We start from the raw sequence: 20,958 nt of genomic DNA, 5'->3' as shown, positions 1-20,958 counted from the left end.
ACATGACGCCCAAGAAGAAAATCAATGCGGGAAAACCTGACGGGGCAGTGGATTTTCAGCCCTTTCCCAGCATGTCCCCTGCCTCACTGATCACCCATAATGCCCTCTATCGCCGCCGGCAGTCCCTGCGCGCAGACGTGCGGGGTAAACCCATAACCATCGGCCTGTCCGCCCGCCCCTGGTCCGCCGGCGACGCATCGCGCAGTTTCAACGTGTCCGCCGGTATCTGGAATTTTCAACTCGCTTTGCCTGGCAGTCTGGTCGAGGCTCTGGTGGGTGGTCTCTGCAAACCCGCTTCATTCCACACGCTGCCAGCGCTTCAACAGGCCATTCTGATCGAGGCGGCGCTGGAGAACCTGCTCTTCCCGTTTGAAGCGGCGATATCGCAGCCACTGCAGTTCGTCACGGATGCGGATGCGAGCACTGCGGACATCAACCTTGATCTCCACGTCGCATTTGCATCCTTCGACGGGGTTGTCCGTCTCGGGCTGAATGCAGAGGCGGGCAGACTTCTCAGCAAGGTATGGGATGCATTTCCCATGCAAGCACCGGTTGATGTCGAGGACTTGCCCGTTCCGGTGCAAATCCTGGCCGGCGCGCAAACCCTGAGCACAGCCGAGATCTCTGCTCTGAAACAGGGCGATACCATTATGAGCGAAGGCGTCTTGCCAGGGGAATTATATGCCCTTTGCGCAGGCCAGCTTCAGGCGCGCTGCATCCAATCGGAACCAGGGCTTCTTCTTACCAGCGGCTGGAGTCCGGCGGCAATCTCACAGCCCGACGGCAATGAAATTTTCATGGAAAGGGGAACGGTAATGGATGAAGCAACCATCGACAGTCTTTCTGTTCGCGTCATATTCGAGCTTGCGCGCACGGACATGGCTTTGCGCGACGTGAAGGCGCTTGCCGAAGGCAGCGTCGTGCCCGTCGCAGCGCTCAACGAGGGTGCTGTTGCCATTATCGCAAACGGCAGCAAGATCGGCCGCGGCGATATTGTCAGATTGGGTGAAGGTCTCGGCGTTCGCATTTTGCAGCTTGGTGCAAATGACTGAGCTTCAGGGCAATATTCTTCCGATCCTGCTGCTGGTTACATCGGTTGGATTCATTCCGCTCGCCATCGTGACCATGACGGGCTTTTTGAAGATATCCATTGTCCTGTTCCTCGTGCGCAATGCGTTGGGCATCCAGCAATCGCCGCCCAATCTCGTACTGTACGGCATCGCCCTCATCCTGACGGTTTATGTGACGGCGCCATTGGTCGGCAATATTTACCGGGCGGCGGAAACGCAATCCATCGATCTGAGCAATGTGGAGGGTATAACGCGCGCAGCCAATACCGTGCGCGGCCCGCTGCAGGAACATCTGGCGCGCTACTCCAGTGAGAGCGAACGGCAGTTTTTCCTTCAATCGACGGAAGGCATCTGGTCCGAGGAGGCGCGGGCAAACGTAAAACCCGATGATCTGGTGGTTCTTGTTCCCTCATTCGTAAGCTCGGAATTATCCCGTGCATTCCAGATCGGCTTCCTGCTCTACATCCCGTTCCTCGTCATCGATCTCATCGTCTCGAACGTCCTGATGGCGATGGGGATGATGATGGTATCCCCTACCCTGATCTCAATCCCGCTCAAAATATTCCTGTTCGTGTCCGTCGACGGCTGGTCGCGGCTCATGCACGGACTCATTCTCAGCTACAGGTGAAAACATGCAGACTGCCTTTCTCGCACAGATGCAAAGTGCGCTGCTCACCGTCCTCATGGTTTCAGCCCCGGCGCTGATCGTGGCCATTGTGATCGGCATCAGTGTCGGTTTGCTTCAGGCTTTGACACAAATTCAGGATCAGACGCTGCCCCAAACCGTAAAGCTCGTCGCGGTCATGCTGGTCCTGATTGTTGCGGGCCCGGCGCTCGGCGTGCAGGTCACCTCCCTTGCCAGCCGCGTTCTTGACGAGTTTCCCGCCATGACGCGCTGAACACGCTGATGGAACAGCAGATGATCACGCTGCCACTGTTTGAAGCGGGCTATGCCATACTCCTGGCAACGTCCATCGCCATGGCGCGCGGTTTTGGTCTCATGACCATATCCCCCATATTCGTGCGGTTGGGGATCACAGGCCCCATACGATCCGGCGTGGCATTGGCGATCAGCATTCCGGTTATTCCGGAAGTCATGCGCACCCTTGCAAGCCGCCCTCCGATGACTATTCCATGGTTGGGCGCCATGATGATCAAGGAATTCATCATCGGCTTTGCCATCGGTTTTCTCTTCAGCATTCCATTCTGGGCGGCCGAAATCGCCGGCGATCTCATCGACCTGCAACGCGGATCCACCGCGGCCCAGCTCCTCGATCCTCAAGCGGTGACGGAGACCAGCATCACCGGAACTTTCTTTGCGCTTGCAGTGATCGTTCTGTTCTTTTCTTCCGGCGGCTTTCTGGTTCTGCTGGACAGCTTTTACAACAGTTACCGCATTTGGCCGGTGACCGACTTCGTGCCAGTGCTCACCGGCACTACCCTCCCGCTTTTCGTCGGAACAGTGAATGGCATGATGCAAATGGCGCTGGTTCAGATCGGCCCCATCGTTCTCGCCTTGCTGATCGCGGATCTGATGCTGGCCTTGCTGTCGCGCATGGCGCCGCAGCTGCATGTGTTCGACCTGTCAATGGCGGTCAAGAATTTGATATTTGCCCTGCTCATTGCACTTTATGCAATGTTTCTTGTTCCGCAGATGCAAACCGAACTCGGCCGGCTGCGCCAAAACGTCGATGCGTTCTTTGACATCAAACCGGAGAGCAGGCGTCCGCTGGAATGATAGGTCCTAGCCCGCGTTCTGTTGATCCGCCGCGTTCTTCACGACAAAGGGTCTAAAGAAGGAGACCGGCGGCACCGGCACAGCGGCACGCTTCTCGAAAATACGGCATATGGTGGTTGCCTTGGCCATGGGACGTCCATCATCGCTTGTTATGGTTACATCCACGACAGCCTGGCTGGCCGTACGATGCACGATCGTCGTCGCAGCATCGAGGTAACGGCTATCGCCGAGCGCCAGAAATGTGATGTTCAACTGACTGGTTGCACAGCCTGCGATTGAAAGATTGCTTGCTCCGAGCACTGCCGCGGCGGATCCGGCGACTTCAATCAAAGTGGCAATGGCACCGCTGTGCGCATTGCCCGGCAACTGGGTGACATCCCCCTGAACCGGCAGTCTCAACTTTACGGCATCACCTTGGGCAGAAAGGAATATGATACCAAGGCTGCGCGCGAAGGGTGTCCTCAATAGAATTTCGTCTATCCATTCTCGGGCAAGTGATCGCATTGGGTTGGGATCCTGTTTCAGGGCAACTGCAACGGAATACCACCTGACTTACACGGCAGCATCCTTTGGGGAGGGGCAACATGACATCGTGGCTGCTGTTTGGCGAATACCTGCGAAGTTATGTGAAGAGACACTTTCAAGCCAATGGAAATTCCGGACATATTCTCCAAAACGATTTGGCCCTTGAACGATAGTGTTGCGCCAACTCGAGGTCAAAACAATTTCTCTTAACCTTTGTGAGACACAATTGAACATAATCAAACATGAATTCATCACAAAAAGCCATAGGTTCAATTTTTTTGAATATGAATAAATGTGCTTGCAGCACGGCCGGCCAGCTGCGTATGCCGATTCACCCCACCCATGCCCCCGCACAAGCGCAGGAAACACCATGCAGTCAATCGACGTGCACTCGCAAAGCCAATGTCAAAACCGGAATACTCCCGAACAGGGAGCACTCCGGCGACCATGAGCCCGGTGCAGTGTGTTTTGTTGGATTGAAAGCCTGGCCGAACGGGATCAGGCGGCCTTGATCTGGTTCGATCCCCAGAAATAGGAATATTTCTTGTCGATCTTGCTGCGCTCGATCTCATTGCGGCCGAACATGGTCGACAATGCAGCTCCAACCTGATTGATGCTGTGAGGAAAACCTTGATCGTTCAGTTCCTTAACGATCTCGCCAATGCCATGCGGCTTATCAAAGAAACCATCTTCGCGCAGTTTTTTAACGCGTTCACGGCAGGAGCCGCCGGACGCGGCTGTTGCCCGCACACGCTTTCGCGTGCCAACTGGCTTGGCTGGCGCGATTGCCTGCAGATTATCCGACAATCCGGCTTCGCCGTCCGCATGCCCGGCCTCGGCGAGTTTCGAGCGCTCCAGGATAGGCATAAGCTTGTCAAGATAGGTCCTCACGAACTCATCTTCACCTTCCAGCTCTATTGTGAGCGATTGTGTGTTAATCAATACTTTCGCAACCGACATTTCGATCTACCAATTACCCCAACTGTTTGAAGTTAACATAAAACATATTAAGTGATAAGCCAATGCCACCAATGCATGGGTCTGTTCACAAAAAGTCATATCTGGCAAACATAGGGTAAAATAAGGCGTTCCGCCGGCCCTCCGGTGCAAATCCCGGGCCAGACTGTGAGCGGCTGCATCTGAGTGAGCAATTTCCGTGAGGTTGTGATCAGCTCAGACAGAACAGATCTGTATGAGCTGATACACCCGCCATCCCAACTCAGGCAGAAAGAGCCATATCGCTCCTATCGGCATCCACAGCGAGGAGCTTGACCATGTCAACGGCCGAGCTGCGCATGTTCTCCCAAGCGAATACCGAACTGCTTGGGCCTGCCTCCTCGTATTTCGCCCGCTCTTTCGAGCCGGCATAGGCCGGATCAAGCATCACCTCCGCCCTGCGCAAATGAAAACTCAGCTCATCCTCGACGCTGCCGGATCCTGTCGGCATGGTGAAGTTGATCGGCTTCAAGCCCGCGCGCGCAGTCGGCGTGATGACGGTTGGCGTTGAACCGCCCGTTGCAGGCGCCCGCATGGTTGGCAGGACGGTCGTCGGCGCAGGCGGCAAAGTCGTTCTTGGCACCGGTCCGGGGCTCAAAGGCTGTTTATCGCTGAACGCCCAGGTCGTCAGTTCGACCAGTTTGTCCAGATTTGACTTGTCCTTGCCGTTATCCTTGCTGTCGGAAAGCATGAAATCAACAAGGAGGTAAAGCGGCACGCCAAAACTTGTGGCAATGCCGAGTGCCCGCATGCCTTCATTGACGCCGCTGGGCATTTTTGGCCACCATGACGGCGGACGCTGGGCAACATACCAGGTGAGACCGCCAAGGGCCTGCAGGCCATAAAGCCCTGCCTTCAAGCCGCCACCCGGCATCGTCGCGGCAACGGTTCCAAGCAGCGCAAAACCGGGCAGGCTGTATTTCCAGGCCGTCTTGTCGCTCTCAAAATTCATGTCATCTTTCTTGGCATCCAGCTCTTTTACCCTTGCCTCTTTCTCCGGGGTCATGGGCCCCCGTTCCATCTTGATATCCGCAAGGTTCTGTACCGCCTTGAGATAGGCCGTCTGGATGAGCACCGCCGGCAGGGCGCGCAGCAAATTACCCCCATCCTGGCTAACCCACTGGACCCAGTTCATGTCACCTGAATGTTTGCTCAGCATGATGGCAGCCAAGGCGTTGACCGGAGCTGCCAAGGCACCGGCCTTGAAGGCGTAGCCCAAATGCGTCTCGGGTGACATCGAACTGCTGACCAGTTTCTCCGCCCGCTTCCAATCGACAGTGCCCTTGCTGTCATTGTCCTGATGCTCGAATTTGGCCAGGAGATATTCATGCAGGTCGCTATAGGCTTTCCGTGCATCCTCCGTGCGGCTGTATCTGGCGTAAGCTGGGCCAAACGCCTCCTGATCCGCCGCATAAAGATCATCGATCCTTTCCCGCGCGCCGGCAATATTATCGGGATCAACCTGCTTATCCACCGCGTATTTGACCCGCTTGTCCATCTTGTCGAGGGTCTTTTCCTCCGCAAGGCTCGGAGGCTTCAGGTTGTCGGTGTTGGCCTTGGGCAACAGCGACCGGTCCCCTCGCAGCGCCTCATCACGCGCTTCCTTGTAGGCACGTCCCAATTTGGCGACTTCCTTGAGGGTTGCGATCAGCGCGTCTCTTTGGGCTTGCGACGGTTTGGCCGTTCCAGTCAGCCCGCTTTTGTTGAGCAGACTTTCTGCCTTCTTGATCGCACGGGCCTCGTTGCCAAGCATGGCATAGCCAAACGCCCGCTGAACACCATGGTTGTTCGTCCACCAGGCCAGTTTCGAGCCGTTGGAACGGACGGCCAGAATGAAAGCGGAAGATGGTCCGCCAAGCACGCTGGAAACACCGGAGAAGCCGACCGACCGCTTGAGCGTTTCGGCGACCACATTCACCCCGACAACACTCGTCTTGATAAGTCCTGTTTTGAGCTGCGGAGGATTGCGCTCACCCATTACGTCAAGCAGTTCACGCCGCTTCTCATTAGCGCCCCGCCGCCGCTGGGCATAAAGCAGAGCGGATAGCTGCTCGTCCGTTTCCAGCTTATCGGGATTGACCGCTTTTGCCTGTTTCCGGCGCAGGGATTGCAGATCTTCGGGGGTCAGCAGCGCGACCTCTTCATCGGAGAGATTCTTGATTTCCTTAGGCTTGGTGAGAAGCGTAATGACCGGTTTGGAGGGGCCATCCGGGACCGCAACGTTGGTCACGCCGACAGGAGTGCTTTCATTGCTTCCCGCCGCGGGCTGCACCGTCTGCTTGGGAGCAGATGTTCCTTGATCGCGCCGCTTCTTTGCTGTCTCAAGCGCCGCAAGCTGTTCATCATTGAGGCTACCTTTGGCTGCCTTCCTGATGCTCGCCGCCTGTGCTGGCGTGAGGTTCTCAAAATCACTGGGCTCCAATCGCGCAAGCTGCCCGGGGAGCAGAGAACCCACCTGCTCGGGCGTCGTGTGGGCTGTGATCTCCGGCTTGCTGTAGGTGATCGAACCGATGCCGTTCTTAGGATCGGCTCCCGTATGCAGCGGGCTGACCACTCCGGGAATATCAAAGAGCCCGGGGGGCGGTCCGGCATCCGGATCTTTTCCCATCTGGCGCTGGAAGGCCTTCCAAATCTCAATCGGGTCCTTCGGCTGCCCCGCCGCAGAGAGGTTGCGGGGTTCCGGCAGAGAATTAGCGAATTTCCGGTATTCATCCAATGTCTTGAACACCGGCGTATTGCTGCTCGCCGGTCTGGCGTTTCCAGCATTGACAAGTGGTTGCGAGGCAGGTGACGGATCATCGCCTCTGTTTTCAGAATTGCCTTTGCCCGGCCGCGTCATCATCAGCCCGCGCACGCCAAACCCGGTCCCGACCGTGCCGGTTGCAACGCCTGTCACCGCATTGAAAAGGTCGAGACCCTTCATGTTGCCCGAAGCAATGTCATGCACCGACACAGCAACCATCGGAACGCCGATGCCAAGGGACGACCAGTCCAATCCGCGCGCTGTACGGTTCAGCTTACCGCCATTGCTCATATATTCCGCGGCTTTCAGTGCCATTGGCGATTCTGCCTTCAGAGCGCCGATACTGCCCCTGGCCGCCTGCAACACCGACATGTCGGAGACCGTGCGGAACATGCCAAGCGTGCGCAATCCGCCCGCCGCCATGGGGATGAACGAGCTGGCAACCGATCCCATATTCATCCAGGATTCCGAATCGCCCCACTCGCCGCCATGCTGGAGATAATTGATCTGCCGGGCAATCGCCCGGCCGCCGAGGTACGCGCCGCCGCCCATGGCTATGGGTGCGGCGACCGGGGCGAATGGCGGGATGAAAGAGGCAACCGTCGCAACGGTGGTGATGGTCCCGACCACGGGATCGATGATTTTCTCCGCAACCGTGAAATTGCGCGCACTGACGACTTCAAGCGGGATGGTTGAATCCGGGCTCTGCCGCATGTCGAGACTGCGCGGCACGACCAGCCGGCCACCTTCGCCGAACTGGGTGTTGTTGTCCTGGAAATCCTGCAGGCTTTCAAAGTGCTTGCCTGTCACATCGACATAATAGACCTTGCCGCCGCCGCTCTTGACCGCAATCAATGCCGTCTGTTGGGAACCCTCGTCCTGATTGACATGGAACATGGGTACAATTTTGTACTGGACGTTGTCCCCGGCGATGTCATGCACTTCTCCGGTAATTTTCTTCAGCGTTTCAGCATTCTGTCCCGGCGTCAGTCCGAAGGCCTGCGCAACGGTGGCATCAAGTTCTTTTCCGCCCTTTATACCTTTGAAATCATTTGTATAACCTGATTTGTAGAGGTCTTTGAACTTGAGTTGATATTCGCCGAGGGCCTCGTCCCTGCGCTTGTCGAGATAGGCATATTCCGTATTCTTGCCGTAGGAGTCGGAGCCTTTATCGACCATGAGCTTGATCGGTTGCGTCAAGGCAAAATTGAGGCGATTGCGGGCGGCATGGGCCTCGTCGCGGGCACGCTCGGCCGCCTGCTTCTGCGCCGATGCCGTATCCAGCGCAAGCTGTGCATTGGCCACCTCCGGATGCACCCACACCCACTGTCCGTCCATCTGGACACGGACGCGCTCGCCGTCCGCCGATTCATTTCCCGCGTCCTTGCCCGCTGGTCTTGTATAAGCCACATTGACGGCATTGGAGCCGTTCGGCTTGCTGTCAGCCGGAGCGTCGGGCGTGCCTGCACCATATTTCGCGATGGCGTCATCGCGGGCTTTTTTCAGTTCCGGAATCGCCTTGTCAAGGTCCTTGATCTGAAGATCAAGATCGCTGATCTGCACGTCCTTGATTGCTTCCCCGGCCGAGATAACCGCCTGTTGCGCGCCCCTAAGGCCGCCCAGCCCGCAATTGCCCTCCGGGCCGTCGACAAGCGATTGCCACTGCTTGTTGAGCTCGCGATCCTTGAATTCACCGCGTACATTCTTGTCGTTGCGGGCGAATGTCAGCTGGACCCGTTTTGTGCCGCCATGTTCATAGGTTGTCTCGACATAGAGCTGATTGTCCTTGGGGTCCTCGACAACCTTTTGATCCTTTATCTTACCGAGATAATCGCCGCCATAAGTGCTGTTTTTCTTGTTCCAATCGTAACGGTCCGGATTGTTCTTGATGTCTTCCGCGATGATTTTCTGCTTTATTCCCTGGCCGGTTACCTGCAGATCTGCCGCTGTCTTGTTGGCATCGTGATAGGTTTGATAGACCTCAGCGGCATGGACATTCTTGCCCGCTTTGTCCTGTTGAGACAGTGCCTGGTCAAGCAGCTGTTTGGCTTCTGTATTTTCCTTCGAACCCGGCTTTGTCGCGGCAAGGTTCTCCTGCCTTATGCCAACGAGATAGTCGGCGAAGGCTTTGTCGCCGTTGGCCGTATGCGTATTCGCCTTGGCAAAAAGATCATTCACTTCGGCATTCTTGGCATTCCATTCAATCGACGCCGTTTCCGGATCGTAATGTGACGATGAAGACGTCACGGTTGGTACATCTTTTCTGACCGGGGGCGGCAGTTGCGCCTGTTTGGCGATCGCTTCCCCGGTAAGCCGCTCGGCCTCGGCATATTCCTTCGCGGTTGTGCTGGCCGTTGTCAGCTGCGTGCCGGCGGTTGCGAGCTGTTGCCGCGCTTCCTCAAGCGTGCCCGTACCCTCCGGCCGCTCCCAGACGAGATCATGGGGCGCCAAAGATTTGTCGAGAATCTTTCCCGCACCGTTCATCGCCGATTTATAATCCGGATCAAGGGCATAGACGTTCAACTGATCGTTCGCCTGCTTCATCTTTGCGGAAGCTTCGATCAGCTTGGCACCGGCGGTGTTTTCCGCGGCCATCGCCTTGGCAACCTCGGGATCAACCCAGAGTTCACCGACCTGAACCCAGCTTTTACCCGATGGAGCCTTGGGCTGTGCCGGTGTTCCAGTCTGTCCCGCGCCGTATTTATCAATGGCAGCCTTCGTCTCGCCAGCCTTGGCCTGAGCCGCAGCATCAAGATCCTTGTAATTCTGCCCCAGCAGCATGCCGTCAATGACGGTTTTGACGACAGCCCCCTTCTTTGCCTCTGCCGCATCACTGCTGTTGGGGTTGACATCGAACAGCGCCTTGGCCAGCGACGCTTCAGGCGTTTCAGGCTTCATCGCAAGCTGAACGCCATCCGCTTGCCTTACAAGGACGGAACTGCCGTCCGGCGCGGTTGTCAGCTCGTAGCCGTTGAATGAAAGCTTCTCGGTCTTGCGCGTTTCGTCACCGTTTTTCTCGGTGATGGTTTGCGTCAGCCGCTTGTCCGCGTCGATCGTGGTCTCGGTAACCTTGCCAGCCTTCGGATCCTCGACGCGTGTGGTGGTCTCACCCTTTTTCGAATCGTAGACCGTGCGGCTGCTCGACCCGTCGCCAAACTCGGTCTGCGTTACCTCTTTGTCATCTGCATCCGTGACTTTCGATGTGGTCCCACCATGCTGGTAATCGTCGTAAAACGTGGCAACGACCTTGCTGGTTGACTTGTCGATGATCTCGGTGGTTTTGACATCGCCATTGTTGCTGACCGGGTCGGTGGTTTTGACCTGCAGGCCCGCCGCATCAATCGCTGCCGTGACATCCGAAACCTTCAGCTTGCGGTCGGCGGCGATTTGTTCGATCGATTTACCGCCCTTCACATCCGCGGATATCAGTTTCGGATCAACAGGCGGCGGGGTTTCCTTTTGTGTTGCGACGGCCTTTTTGAAATTCGTTTCCGCAGGATCCGCAAGGGGTTCGACTTTCGGAATGACCAGAACCACCCCCGGCTCCACCACCTGATCCACGCGCAGTTTATTGGCCTTGGCAATGGCCTCACCGCCATCGGTGTGGCCCAATGCCTTGGCAATTATTTGCGGTGTCTGATTTTTGGTGGCGGTATAGGTGGGTTTTGCAGCCGCTGCAGCCGCAGCGGCAATCGCGTTCTGCCGCAATATTTCAATGTCACGGAAGAATTTTGCAAAAAGAATACCATCGGGACCAAACATGAAATCACCTATGTCTCGGGCAAAGCCCAGTTGCTCTGCTTGGCGGCCATCGGCATGCCCGCCCCAGGATGCTCATTAACACTCATACATTATGTGATCGCATATTGTGATATGTATGTGAGCCATTCCGGCATTTTTTTGATTACAAAACTTACAGCCCTGCACCCCGTCTTCCCATGACCGGTTTTCACGCAGTCACATTGCAAACCCTGTCCCAAACAAGCGTCCTGCGTACCATTGTACGTGATCTGGTATGGATTCGTTGTCAAAACTGGTGCCCTGCTCGCAATAGGTCTGGGTGCAACCTGTAGCGGTATCGGCGAAGGAAATCGTCACTGTGCCGAGATATACAAGTTTGTGGCGGCGTTTGATTGTGAGGACATATGTGATGCGTTTCCCTTCAACAATCTCTTCATATCGTTGCCTCGCGCGATACCATCTGCCGTCGGGCGCACCGAAACCAAAGATTGTTTCGCCATCGATACGAAAGTCAAAGCTGACATAGGAAAACAGATTGCCGCTGCGGTCCCGCCGCAGATGAAGATCGATCGGACGCGTCCATGCGGTGAACGCGGCCTGAGCCGGTATATCCAGTCGCCTCTCGAAGACGGCAGTACCACGCTTTATCGCCCGCACCGGCATATCCTCCGGATTCGCATGATCAAGGCTTGTCCCCGGGCTCGCCATCTCAAACAAGATGCAGTTTCGCAGGGTCGAGAATGATATTGACCTCGGTTCCATCCGGATGCCGGATCGAGGATACGTATTCAATATGGAACAGCCGGCCGATGGGTGTCTTGATACCGTAGAGAACACGATCGCCCAAAAAGGCGGCTGATGTGATCGTGCCGGGCATGCCCGCGCCGGTACCGGTGGAAAATGAAATAGCGGCCGGCCGGATGACCAGCGTTGCATCGCCTTCTGCCACCGTGCTGGTTGGCACGGCAAACCGGTGGCTGTCATTAACATGCGCTACTCTGCTCCCGTCGGCGTCAACAGCCGCGACGCAGGAGATCAGATTAGCCTCGCCGATAAAGCTGGCAATAAAGGCCGACCGGGGATTGTGGTAGAGCTCGGCGGGGGAGCCCGTTTGCGCAATCCTGCCCTGCTCCATGACAATGATGCGGTCGGATACGGCCATTGCCTCTTCCTGATCATGCGTGACGTAAACGGTCGTAACCCCGATCCTTTGCTGCAGCGTGCGGATTTCCTCACGTACATACCGTCTCAGCTTCGCATCAAGATTGGAGAGCGGTTCGTCGAGCAGCAGAACCTCCGGTTCAAGCACGATGGCGCGGGCAAGAGCAACACGTTGCTGCTGGCCTCCGGACAGCTCGCTCGGAAGACGCGGGCCGAAGCCGGCAAGGCCAACCAGCGACAGTGCATCTTCCGCCATGTCTCGGGCCAAAGGCGTTTTCAAACCGCCCATGCGCAGTCCGTAGGCCACATTGTCCAGCACTGTCAGGTGTGGAAACAGGGCGTAGGACTGGAACACCATGGAAACGTTGCGATATGTTGCCGGAAGCCGGGAAACATCCGTTCCGCCAATGGCAAGGGTTCCCGTGGTCGGCAGTTCCAGCCCGGCGATCATCCGCAATGTCGTGGTCTTACCGCAGCCGCTTGGCCCCAGCAGCGTGACCAGCTCCCCGCTCCTGATTTCGAGATCGATGCCGTCAACCGCGTGAACCACGCCGTATTTTTTCACGACGTTTCTGAAGACAATGCTGCCGCGTCCCTCATTCAGCGGGATACTGACCTGTTCGGCGGCCTGCCAGCGCGTGTCCAACTTCATTTTTCTATCCTCGTTCGGTTCAACTATGCGGCAACAGGACGTGGTGGCTGGTATCCGACCCGGTCTTCCCGCCGCAGACGCCGCTTGCCAAAGGCAAGCTGAAGCACGGTGACGACAATGAGCATGACGACGATCAGCACCGTCGAATAGGCAATCGCCAGGCCATAGCTGCCATTTTCCACCAGCCCGATGATGTAGGCCGTTGCCATGTTGTGATCCGCGCCAACCAGAAAAATGACGGCGCTGACGGATGTGATGGCCCGAATGAAACTGTAGGCGACGGCGGAGACAATCGCCGGGCGCATCAATGGCAACACGACATGCCTCAGCGTCTTGAAGCTGTTCGCACCCAGTGTCAGAGATGCCTCATCCAGGCTGGCGTCGAGCTGCTTCATGGCAGCAACGCCGCCGCGAACGCCCACCGGCATGTTGCGGAATATGAAGCACAGAACAAGTATCGTCCCGGTGCCCGTCAGCTCGATTGGCGCACTGTTGAACGCCAGGATATAGCTCACGCCGACAACCGTTCCGGGCACGGCAAAGCTCAACATCGTCAGGAACTCGAAGGTGCTTCGGCCGGCAAATTTCTGCCGCACGAGCAGCCAGGCCGTCAGGAGACCAAGTGCTGCCGTCAGCGGAGCCGCAATGGCTGAAATACTGATGGTCGTCCAGAACGAGTCCCAGGCTGCGCCCTTCCACCAGATGCCGCCATCAGACCAGCCAATGTCGAATGCTTCCCTGTAATGGGCAAATGTCAGCGTGTGATCCTGTCCCCAGAGCCGGACAACGCCGCCATAGAACACCATCACATAGATTGTTGTTGTGAAGACCATCCACGGCAGTGTGAGGCCATAGACAATCGCCTTGTGACCGGTCGACAGCATGCTGTTTGCGCCATTGTCGGCCTTGCCTGTGATGGTGGTGAAATTTGTGCGTCCCAGCCATCGCTTCTGAACAATGAAAACGGTCAGCGTCAGCACCAGAAGAATGAGCGATAAAACCGCGGCGCGCATCATATTGGCCTGCGCGCCGACAATGGCAAAGTAGATCTCCGTCGACAGCACATTGTCGCCGCCGCCAAGCACGACCGGATTGCCGAAATCCGCCAGGCTTTCGATAAAGGCCAATAGGAACGCATTGGCGATGCCCGGCTTCATCAAGGGCAGCGAAACCGTGCGCAACGTCGATGACAGGTCAGCACGCAAGGTCTGCGATGCTTCTTCCAGCGAAGGACTGATACCCTGGACAACACCCGTCAGCACAAGAAACGCGATGGGCGTGAACGCCAGCGTTTGACCAAGCCAGATTCCCCACAGGCCATAGAGCCAGCGGCTGGCTTCCAGCCCCAGGAGACCCGACATGATATCCGTGACAAAGCCTGCACGGCCAAACAACAGGATCAGGGCCAGGCCGATCACGAACGGCGGGGTGATGATCGGCAGAACAGCCAGCGCACGCAGGAGCGGCTTTCCCGGAAAGCGGGTCCGGCTCATGAGAAGGGCAAAGGCAAGCCCCAGTATGGTTGTGCTTGTCGCGGTCAGAAGACCCAGAATGATCGAATTGATTGCAACACCACACCGCGATTTTCCCGCAATGCAACCGACGCTCCAGATATCGCCGCCCATGGCGATATGAAGGGCACCGGGAAGGCTGAACGCACCCTGTCTGTCCACAAATGCCTGGACCAGGATTTGCGCAATCGGATAGAACACAAACAGCACGATCAGCGCACACACGCCGGCAATCGACGAGACGACGAATGCATCGCGATTATCCCTGCCGAGGCGCGACCACAGATGGGTTGCCGACAAGAAAAGCATCGTCATGACGATTGTTGCGCCGTAACCAAGCGACCGGATCACAGTGCCGCCGGCAAACGCATCGATGACAATAGCGGCCAGCGCAAGGATCGTTGCGGCGAGCGAGAACAGGAGCAGCGGGCGCGAGGCCTGTCTGATAAATCCAACCGCAACAAGGAACAGAAGCACGGCCGCCGGAATTGCCATTGCAGCGTCGCGAAACAGACCCAGCCGGAGCAATCCCGATGCGCCGGCTTCCGACAGAAGGCCGCCCGCATCAATCCAGTCCCGTTCGAATATGCCGTATTCAACGCCGGACCAGGGCGCCAGGCAATAGGCTGCCAGACCCAGCATTGCGATGAGTTGAAGTGAGCGATTCATGATGTCTATCTTGAAATCGGATCCCAACAGCGTGGGGATCACAGGTGTCGACAATGCCGGGGGTGAGAAGGCCTATTGCGCGTCTGCCGCCTTTATCTCGGTCGCAAAGCGCGCAAGCAGCCTGTCGCGTGTTTCAGAAGCGCCATAGATGGCAAAGTCATAGTCAATCAGCTTCAACGAAGTGATATCGGGGGCGCCGTCCGGCACCTCTGACTTTGCATTGGATGGCACCTGGTTTTGTCCCGCCGCCTTGCCCGTGGCCTGCCCTTCGGGACTCAAGGCATAATCGACAAAGGCTTTGGCGCTTTCAATGTTGCGGGCGCCCTTAACGATGCTGACAGCACCAATCTCATAGCCGGTGCCTTCGCAGGGAGCGACGACCTCCAGCGGAAAGCCTGCCTGTTTCAGCGTGACCGCGTCATGCATGAAGGCGATGCCTATCAGCGTTTCGCCGCGTGCGGCCGCCTTTACCGGTGCCGAGCCGGACTTCGTATAACTATTGACGTTGGCATCAAGCGCCTTGAAGTATTTGAAACTCTCATCTTCACCGAACAGCTGCACCAGGGTCGCCAGCGCCGTATAAGCCGTGCCTGATGAGGCCGGGTTGGCGATCTGGATTTCGCCGCGATAGGTCCCGTTCGTCAGGTCTTTCCAGCACGTTGGTGCGGGGAGACCCTTTTTGCGCAGGATATCTGCATTGTAAGCAAAACCAAGCGCCCCGGCATAGATGCCCGATGCCTGTCCTTTGGATATTTCTTCAAAATTGTTAGCCCATCCCAGAAGATCGGCTTTGTTCGGCGACACGTATTTTTCCAGAAGGCCTTCGGATGCTGCCTGCAACTGCAGATCGCCGGTGCCGCCCCACCACACGTCAACCTTCGGATTGTCCTTCTCCGCGCGCAGCTGAGCCAGGATTTCACCGGTGCTTTTTCTGACCATGGAGACACGCGTGCCGGTTTTCTGTTCGAAGCTGGTCTTCATTTCCGCGCACCAGCGTTCATCCGCACCGCACAGGACACTCAACCGCTCGGCCGACAATGCACCGCCCGTTGCCACGAAAAAAATGGCGGCCGTCAAAAGAAGCTTTTTCATCCCAATCCTCCCCGGAAACCGGTCAACGCCAAGGCGCTCACATCTGATCACATAAGAGAGTAATGAACACGACTGCAATCGGCATTTCATTGCGTAGATGACATCCAGCCGCATTTTTCCTTTCAATTATTACAATCAGGCAGTGGTTGTACACATCACGGCTTGCTGACAAGCCCTGTTACTCATATTAAAATAAAATCTGTGAGAATACTGTGAGGGAATCCGTCTTGAATAGTTCGCCGGTTCGAATTCTGATTGTTGAAGACGATCCAGATATGTCCGAAGTCATTGCGGATCTGGTGGAATCGGAGGGTTGGGAAGCCATTCGTGTCTTCTCGGCCGAAGAGGCGCTGGAAAAGATCGACGATACGTCGATCTCCCTCCTCCTGGTCGACCACAACCTGCCTGGTATTTCCGGCCGTTCGCTGGCGCAGCGGTTTCGGCGTGATACCGACAAGGGTATTATCATGGTGACGGCTGCGGGCAGCTCGATTGACCGCGTGCTGGGGCTGGAAACGGCAGCCGACGATTACGTGGTCAAGCCATTCGAGCCGATTGAACTGGCTGCGCGGATCAAGGCTGTCCTGCGCCGGTCGACAGTCCCAAGCCGCCCAGCGGAACAACCTGACAGGCGCGAGAGCACCAGAACGATCCGGATAGGCGACTGGCTGATCGATCTTGAAGCGCGCCTGGCCTATTCCACCAGCAATCCGCTCGCCACGCTCACAAACTCCGAATTCTCCCTGCTGGAAATCCTGGCGGCGAAACCCGGAATACCGATTGACCGGGTCGAAATCCTGCAGCGTCTGGGTTCAGATGGCCGGCTCTATATAGACCGCAACATCGACGTTCTTGTCCTCAGACTCAGGCGCAAGATTGAACGCAATCCCTCCATGCCAAAGCACATCAAGACCAATCGCGGCAAAGGTTACATGCTTGTCCTTGATCCAGCCGAGCAGGCTGTCCAGTGATTGCGGACCGGTTCTTCAATTCCATCGCCTTTCGCATCCCCCTTGCCATCGGCTTCATCTGTGCCCTTGTGCTGTTGTTGTCGCTCATGGCGGTCAAAAGCCTGACCGATGCGAAGACGCAAATGACATCCTATGGTGTACAGACCTATGCGGATCTCGCCGTGGCATCCAACATTTCGCGCCAGGCATCGGCCCTTCTTTCCTCCGCCCCCTTCATACTCAACACCACATCGCCGTACCGCCTGTCCGACGAAAGTCTGTCCATCGCGGAACAGATCGATTCCTTGAGCGGGTATATTGCGCGCAATGGCGGATCATCCGGATCAACCGATACGCCGGGTACAGCCGAGCTGGTCGACGCCCTGGGATCGGTCCGCGCAACCACCCTGAAGCTGGCTGCCGCGGCAGAGGAAGCGCAGCTCTACAAGGACAGGATTACCCGGAGCCTTGAGGCGATCCGGCACGGCACAGGCCCCGAACCGGACCTGCAACTGAAACAGTTCGCGCTGAACGCTGCTTCTGCCGACAGCCTTTTCAGCCTCGGCGAAATACGCCGTTCGTATCTTCGCCGCTCCGCTTTTGTCCTCACCCCGGCATCTGCGGGGCAGCGCTCGGTGCAGTACAGCATCTACGAGCAAATCTTTCAGATGCGCGAGATTTATCTGCGCCGGTTCATCGAGATGCGCAGCATCCTGAGCGAAATGCGCAATGCATCGCAAAAACTCACATCCGGGCTCGAACAACAGAGTCAGTTGCTCCGCAATGATTTCAATACCGGTGTTGCGGCCATATCCAACAATCTCGACAGCATGCGGACCTTCGTTCTCGCAACTGTGCTGCTTGTGATCATACTCTGCACCGTGACCATCTATTACTCGATCATTCGGGTATCGGCGGGAATCGCCCAGATTTCCGATGCATTGAACCGGCTGGCCAGAGGCGAAAGAGATGTCCGCCTGCCCGCCGTGGGCACGAACGAGACGGAGCTGCAGGATCTTATCCGGGCGTTCAATGCGTTCAAGAACAGTGTAGAGCGCTTCAATCACCTCCATATCCGGGCAACACGGGCGGCCCGTACGATCCGCTGGACGTTTCGCAGCATGAATGAAGGCATCGCCCTGTTTGATGCGAACGGAAAGGCCATGGCCATGAACCGGCGTATTGTCGAGTTCGCCGGCGTTGGAGCGACAGCCCGGACCTGGAGCTTGCCGCAACTGGCTTCGGCCTTCACCATCTCCAGCGCTGGGCCCGTGCCGGATGGCGTGCCCAGTGTTACCCGTATCAGCAAGAACAACAGGATCCTTGAAGTTTCCCGTACGGATCAGCCGGGGGACCGCTCCATTGTCGTGGTGCGCGATATCACTGAACAGGAAAACCAGGAACAGGAGGTCCAGCGTGCCAAAAAGCTCGACGGCCTGGTGCGCCTCAGCCATCAGCTCAGCCACGAGCTTGGTAATATGATCGGAATTGTCGTTGGCAGCGTGGGAATGCTGGAGAAAATGGGCACCCTCACTGATCCGCAGAAACGCAACGTCGCCCGCATTCGCAAAGCCTCGGAACGCGGCAAGGAACTCGTTGAAGGCATGCTTTCCTTTGCCAGCAAACAGCACAATATTCCCGTTCGCTGCGACCTGCGGAAGACATTGCGCGGGGTCGAGGATGTTTTGCATGTCATACTGGGTCCGCGCATCAGTCTGACAATAGACGCGCCCGCAAACCTGCCTGATGTGTCGCTCGATCCGGCCCTGTTCGAGCAAGCCATCGTCAATATCTGCCGCAATTCCGCTGCCGCCATGCCTGACGGCGGTGACATCATCATTGCGCTCGAACACACGGCAGATCGCGTGCGTGTTGTCGTGACCGATACGGGCAAGGGTATCCCGCCTGAACTCATTGATCGCGTGTTCGAGCCTTATTTCACCACGCGCAGATCATCGGGCGGTACGGGGCTGGGGCTGGCAATCGTCTACGGCTTCGTGCGTCAGGCCAATGGTGACATAACCCTGATGTCGACCGTCAATGTCGGGACCACGATAACCATGTCATTCCTTGAAACTGCCTGACTTTACCTCGTTCCTGCAGGCCCGCCACAAGACACAAAAGCGCGCCATCCGGCTGCTGGTTCACACCGCTCCCATCCCACTCTTCGAACAGACTGTTCAACGGACTTACAACCACTGGTATCCGGCCCCATATTGAGCGCTCCCGAGCAAATGGGTTTGCTCCTTTTCAGGTGTGATATGATGAAAAAAATCGGTTTCCTTTCGTTTGGCCACTGGGCGCCTTCCCTGCAATCGCAAACCCGTTCGGCCGGAGACGCACTGCTTCAGTCGCTCGACCTGGCGGTCGCCGCCGAGGAGCTTGGCATCGACGGCGCCTATTTCCGTGTTCATCATTTCGCCCGGCAACTGGCCTCGCCCTTCCCGCTTTTGTCAGCCATTGGCGCGAAAACCAAGAATATCGAAATCGGCACGGCGGTCATCGATATGCGCTACGAGAACCCGTTCTACATGGCGGAGGATGCCGGTGCCGCGGACCTGATCTCCAACGGCCGGCTGCAGTTGGGGCTTAGCCGCGGCTCGCCGGAACAGGTCATCGACGGCTGGCGCTATTTCGGCTACCAGCCGGACGATGGTGCCACGGACGCCGATATGGGGCGCCAGCACGCGGAGGTTTTCCTGGGTCTGCTCAGCGGCAAGGGCTTTGCCGAACCGAACCCCAGGCCGATGTTTCCGAACCCGCCCGGTCTGCTGCGCCTCGAACCGCATTCCGAAGGCATGCGCAAGCGTATCTGGTGGGGCGCAAGCTCGAACGCGACGGCTGTGTGGGCGGCCAAGCTCGGTGTAAACCTGCAAAGCTCCACGCTGAAGAATGATGAAACCGGCGAGCCGTTCCATGTCCAGCAGGCCGCGCAGATACGGGCCTATCGCGACGCCTGGAAGGAAGCGGGCCACGATTGGACCCCGCGTGTTTCCGTCAGCCGGAGCATCTTTGCCTTGGTGAACGACCGCGATCGCGCCTATTTCGGCAATGGCAACAAGGAACAGGACTCCGTTGGTTACATCGATGAAAACACCAGAGCCATTTTCGGCCGCAGTTATGCCGCCGAGCCCGAAGCGCTTGTCAAGGAGCTTGCACAGGATGAGGCCATCAAGGAAGCCGATACCCTGCTGCTGACAGTGCCCAACCAGCTGGGCGTCGACTACAATGCACACGTGCTTGAAGCGATCCTGAAGCACGTTGCGCCTGCCCTCGGATGGAAGTGAGGGCAGGCCAGAACAGGCGCCGCATCCTATTTCACGAAAGCTTTCGTCAGCCCCATGGTCCGGTCCACGATCATGACCACGGCGATTGTCATCAGGATCAGGAGAACCGAAACGCTTGCGACCAGCGGGTCCGCCTGGCTCTCGACGTGATGGAACAGCTCCACCGGCAGGGTCGTCATGCGCGGACCGGTGAGGAACAGCGTAATGACCACTTCGTCAAACGAAACGAGAAAACAGAGCGCCGTGGCGGCGACGATGCCCGGCGCCATCATCGGAAGCGTCACCTTTCTGAACACAATCAAAGGCTTGGCGCCGAGTGAGGAAGCAGCTTCTTCACAGGCAAGACTAAGATTCCCCAGAGATACCGACAGGACGCGCAGCGCATAGGGAAGCGTGATCACCAAATGGCCGATGACGAGCCCGGTAAATGTCGCAAGCAATCCCGTCGACGCGAAAATGATCAGGATGGCCAATCCCAGAACGATCGTCGGCAGCAGCAACGGTGCGGTAAACAGGTTGAACAGGAATTCCGATCCGCGCACTTTCAATCGAACAATCGCATAGGACGCAGGTATCGCGATGATCAGCGACAGCACCGTGACCACGGCTGCAAGTCCGAGGCTGGTCAGGAAGGCACGCATCATCACGCTGTTTCCAAGCAGGGCCTCATACCATCGCAGCGACCAGGAACTCGGCGGAAAGGCAAGCACCCGATCACCGCTGAAAGAAATCGGAAACACGAGCAGCACCGGCGCAAGCAGGAAAAGAAACAAAAGGCCGACGGTCACGCGCATGAACCACGAGGTTGGGTTGTCTTCCATCG

At 57.1% G+C, this 20,958-nt stretch carries 15 protein-coding genes; 7 read left to right on the top strand and 8 right to left on the bottom strand.

Annotation, left to right across the window (positions count from 1 at the left end; genetic code table 11):
- The first annotated feature begins 2 nt into the window (after positions 1 to 2).
- Genes ACTJJ7_RS02860 through sctT form a run of 4 tightly spaced genes read left to right on the top strand, consistent with a single transcriptional unit; the run spans position 3 to position 2,808 of the window.
- Entirely contained in the window at positions 3 to 1,052 is a 1,050-nt protein-coding gene (locus ACTJJ7_RS02860) for a FliM/FliN family flagellar motor switch protein (protein WP_440965236.1), read from the top strand.
- Entirely contained in the window at positions 1,045 to 1,698 is a 654-nt protein-coding gene (gene sctR, locus ACTJJ7_RS02855) for a type III secretion system export apparatus subunit SctR (protein ID WP_105733646.1), read from the top strand. Before ACTJJ7_RS02860 ends, sctR begins: the two co-directional genes overlap by 8 nt.
- Positions 1,699 to 1,702: 4 nt before the next feature.
- Positions 1,703 to 1,969: a type III secretion system export apparatus subunit SctS gene (sctS, locus tag ACTJJ7_RS02850; RefSeq protein WP_105733645.1), complete on the top strand. Its 267-nt coding sequence runs from the start codon at positions 1,703 to 1,705 to the stop codon at positions 1,967 to 1,969.
- Positions 1,970 to 1,989: 20 nt separating this feature from the next.
- The gene (gene sctT, locus ACTJJ7_RS02845) at positions 1,990 to 2,808 is read left to right on the top strand and encodes a type III secretion system export apparatus subunit SctT (RefSeq protein WP_440965234.1); all 819 of its coding nucleotides are present in this window, start codon (positions 1,990 to 1,992) and stop codon (positions 2,806 to 2,808) included.
- A gap of 6 nt (positions 2,809 to 2,814) precedes the next feature.
- Here sctT and ACTJJ7_RS02840 read toward each other — a convergent pair whose 3' ends face one another.
- The 7 genes from ACTJJ7_RS02840 to ACTJJ7_RS02810 all read right to left on the bottom strand — a co-directional run bounded on the left by ACTJJ7_RS02840 (position 2,815) and on the right by ACTJJ7_RS02810 (position 15,898).
- Positions 2,815 to 3,312: a PaaI family thioesterase gene (locus ACTJJ7_RS02840; protein ID WP_105733643.1), complete on the bottom strand. Its 498-nt coding sequence runs from the start codon at positions 3,310 to 3,312 to the stop codon at positions 2,815 to 2,817.
- A gap of 519 nt (positions 3,313 to 3,831) precedes the next feature.
- Positions 3,832 to 4,224, bottom strand: coding sequence for a hypothetical protein (locus ACTJJ7_RS02835; protein WP_105733642.1), 393 nt, complete (start codon positions 4,222 to 4,224; stop codon positions 3,832 to 3,834).
- A 328-nt stretch (positions 4,225 to 4,552) separates the two neighbouring features.
- On the bottom strand, positions 4,553 to 10,834 hold the full coding sequence (locus ACTJJ7_RS02830) for a DUF4781 domain-containing protein (protein ID WP_440965232.1): 6,282 nt from the start codon (positions 10,832 to 10,834) through the stop codon (positions 4,553 to 4,555).
- A gap of 195 nt (positions 10,835 to 11,029) precedes the next feature.
- Positions 11,030 to 11,521, bottom strand: a complete 492-nt coding sequence (locus tag ACTJJ7_RS02825; protein WP_440965490.1) for an SRPBCC family protein — start codon at positions 11,519 to 11,521, stop codon at positions 11,030 to 11,032.
- 1 nt (position 11,522) lies between these two features.
- A complete protein-coding gene (locus tag ACTJJ7_RS02820; protein WP_440965231.1) occupies positions 11,523 to 12,626 on the bottom strand; it encodes an ABC transporter ATP-binding protein in 1,104 nt (367 codons plus the stop codon).
- Positions 12,627 to 12,649: 23 nt separating this feature from the next.
- On the bottom strand, positions 12,650 to 14,806 hold the full coding sequence (locus ACTJJ7_RS02815; protein WP_440965230.1) for an ABC transporter permease: 2,157 nt from the start codon (positions 14,804 to 14,806) through the stop codon (positions 12,650 to 12,652).
- A 72-nt stretch (positions 14,807 to 14,878) separates the two neighbouring features.
- Entirely contained in the window at positions 14,879 to 15,898 is a 1,020-nt protein-coding gene (locus ACTJJ7_RS02810) for an ABC transporter substrate-binding protein (RefSeq protein ID WP_440965228.1), read from the bottom strand.
- A gap of 227 nt (positions 15,899 to 16,125) precedes the next feature.
- Between ACTJJ7_RS02810 and ACTJJ7_RS02805 the strand changes: the two genes are divergently transcribed.
- From ACTJJ7_RS02805 to ACTJJ7_RS02795, 3 genes are all read left to right on the top strand, one after another.
- Positions 16,126 to 16,869 (top strand): response regulator transcription factor, encoded by a 744-nt coding sequence (locus tag ACTJJ7_RS02805; RefSeq protein WP_280952404.1) that lies wholly within the window; start codon positions 16,126 to 16,128, stop codon positions 16,867 to 16,869.
- Entirely contained in the window at positions 16,866 to 18,932 is a 2,067-nt protein-coding gene (locus ACTJJ7_RS02800; RefSeq protein ID WP_440965225.1) for an ATP-binding protein, read from the top strand. Before ACTJJ7_RS02805 ends, ACTJJ7_RS02800 begins: the two co-directional genes overlap by 4 nt.
- Positions 18,933 to 19,112: 180 nt before the next feature.
- Entirely contained in the window at positions 19,113 to 20,135 is a 1,023-nt protein-coding gene (locus tag ACTJJ7_RS02795; protein ID WP_440965224.1) for an LLM class flavin-dependent oxidoreductase, read from the top strand.
- 26 nt (positions 20,136 to 20,161) lie between these two features.
- Here the strand turns inward: ACTJJ7_RS02795 and ACTJJ7_RS02790 are convergent, their stop codons facing one another.
- Complete coding sequence (locus ACTJJ7_RS02790) at positions 20,162 to 20,956, bottom strand: ABC transporter permease (RefSeq protein ID WP_130272715.1); 795 nt, start codon at positions 20,954 to 20,956, stop codon at positions 20,162 to 20,164.
- Between the last annotated feature and the right edge of the window lie 2 nt (positions 20,957 to 20,958).

Source organism: Phyllobacterium sp. 22229 (assembly GCF_052056495.1).
Taxonomy (GTDB): domain Bacteria; phylum Pseudomonadota; class Alphaproteobacteria; order Rhizobiales; family Rhizobiaceae; genus Phyllobacterium; species Phyllobacterium myrsinacearum.
The sequence above is the reverse complement of the archived record's forward strand: the minus strand, read 5'-3'. Positions and strand labels throughout refer to the sequence as shown.

What these genes read in the sequence shown, in the direction of transcription:
- ACTJJ7_RS02860 (WP_440965236.1), top strand. Translation starts at nt 3, where the DNA reads ATGACGCCCAAGAAGAAAATCAATGCGGGAAAACCTGACGGGGCAGTG.
- sctR (WP_105733646.1), top strand. Translation starts at nt 1,045, where the DNA reads ATGACTGAGCTTCAGGGCAATATTCTTCCGATCCTGCTGCTGGTTACA.
- sctS (WP_105733645.1), top strand. Translation starts at nt 1,703, where the DNA reads ATGCAGACTGCCTTTCTCGCACAGATGCAAAGTGCGCTGCTCACCGTC.
- sctT (WP_440965234.1), top strand. Translation starts at nt 1,990, where the DNA reads ATGATCACGCTGCCACTGTTTGAAGCGGGCTATGCCATACTCCTGGCA.
- ACTJJ7_RS02840 (WP_105733643.1), bottom strand. Translation starts at nt 3,312, where the DNA reads ATGCGATCACTTGCCCGAGAATGGATAGACGAAATTCTATTGAGGACA.
- ACTJJ7_RS02830 (WP_440965232.1), bottom strand. Translation starts at nt 10,834, where the DNA reads ATGTTTGGTCCCGATGGTATTCTTTTTGCAAAATTCTTCCGTGACATT.
- ACTJJ7_RS02825 (WP_440965490.1), bottom strand. Translation starts at nt 11,521, where the DNA reads ATGGCGAGCCCGGGGACAAGCCTTGATCATGCGAATCCGGAGGATATG.
- ACTJJ7_RS02820 (WP_440965231.1), bottom strand. Translation starts at nt 12,626, where the DNA reads ATGAAGTTGGACACGCGCTGGCAGGCCGCCGAACAGGTCAGTATCCCG.
- ACTJJ7_RS02815 (WP_440965230.1), bottom strand. Translation starts at nt 14,806, where the DNA reads ATGAATCGCTCACTTCAACTCATCGCAATGCTGGGTCTGGCAGCCTAT.
- ACTJJ7_RS02810 (WP_440965228.1), bottom strand. Translation starts at nt 15,898, where the DNA reads ATGAAAAAGCTTCTTTTGACGGCCGCCATTTTTTTCGTGGCAACGGGC.
- ACTJJ7_RS02795 (WP_440965224.1), top strand. Translation starts at nt 19,113, where the DNA reads ATGAAAAAAATCGGTTTCCTTTCGTTTGGCCACTGGGCGCCTTCCCTG.
- ACTJJ7_RS02790 (WP_130272715.1), bottom strand. Translation starts at nt 20,956, where the DNA reads ATGGAAGACAACCCAACCTCGTGGTTCATGCGCGTGACCGTCGGCCTT.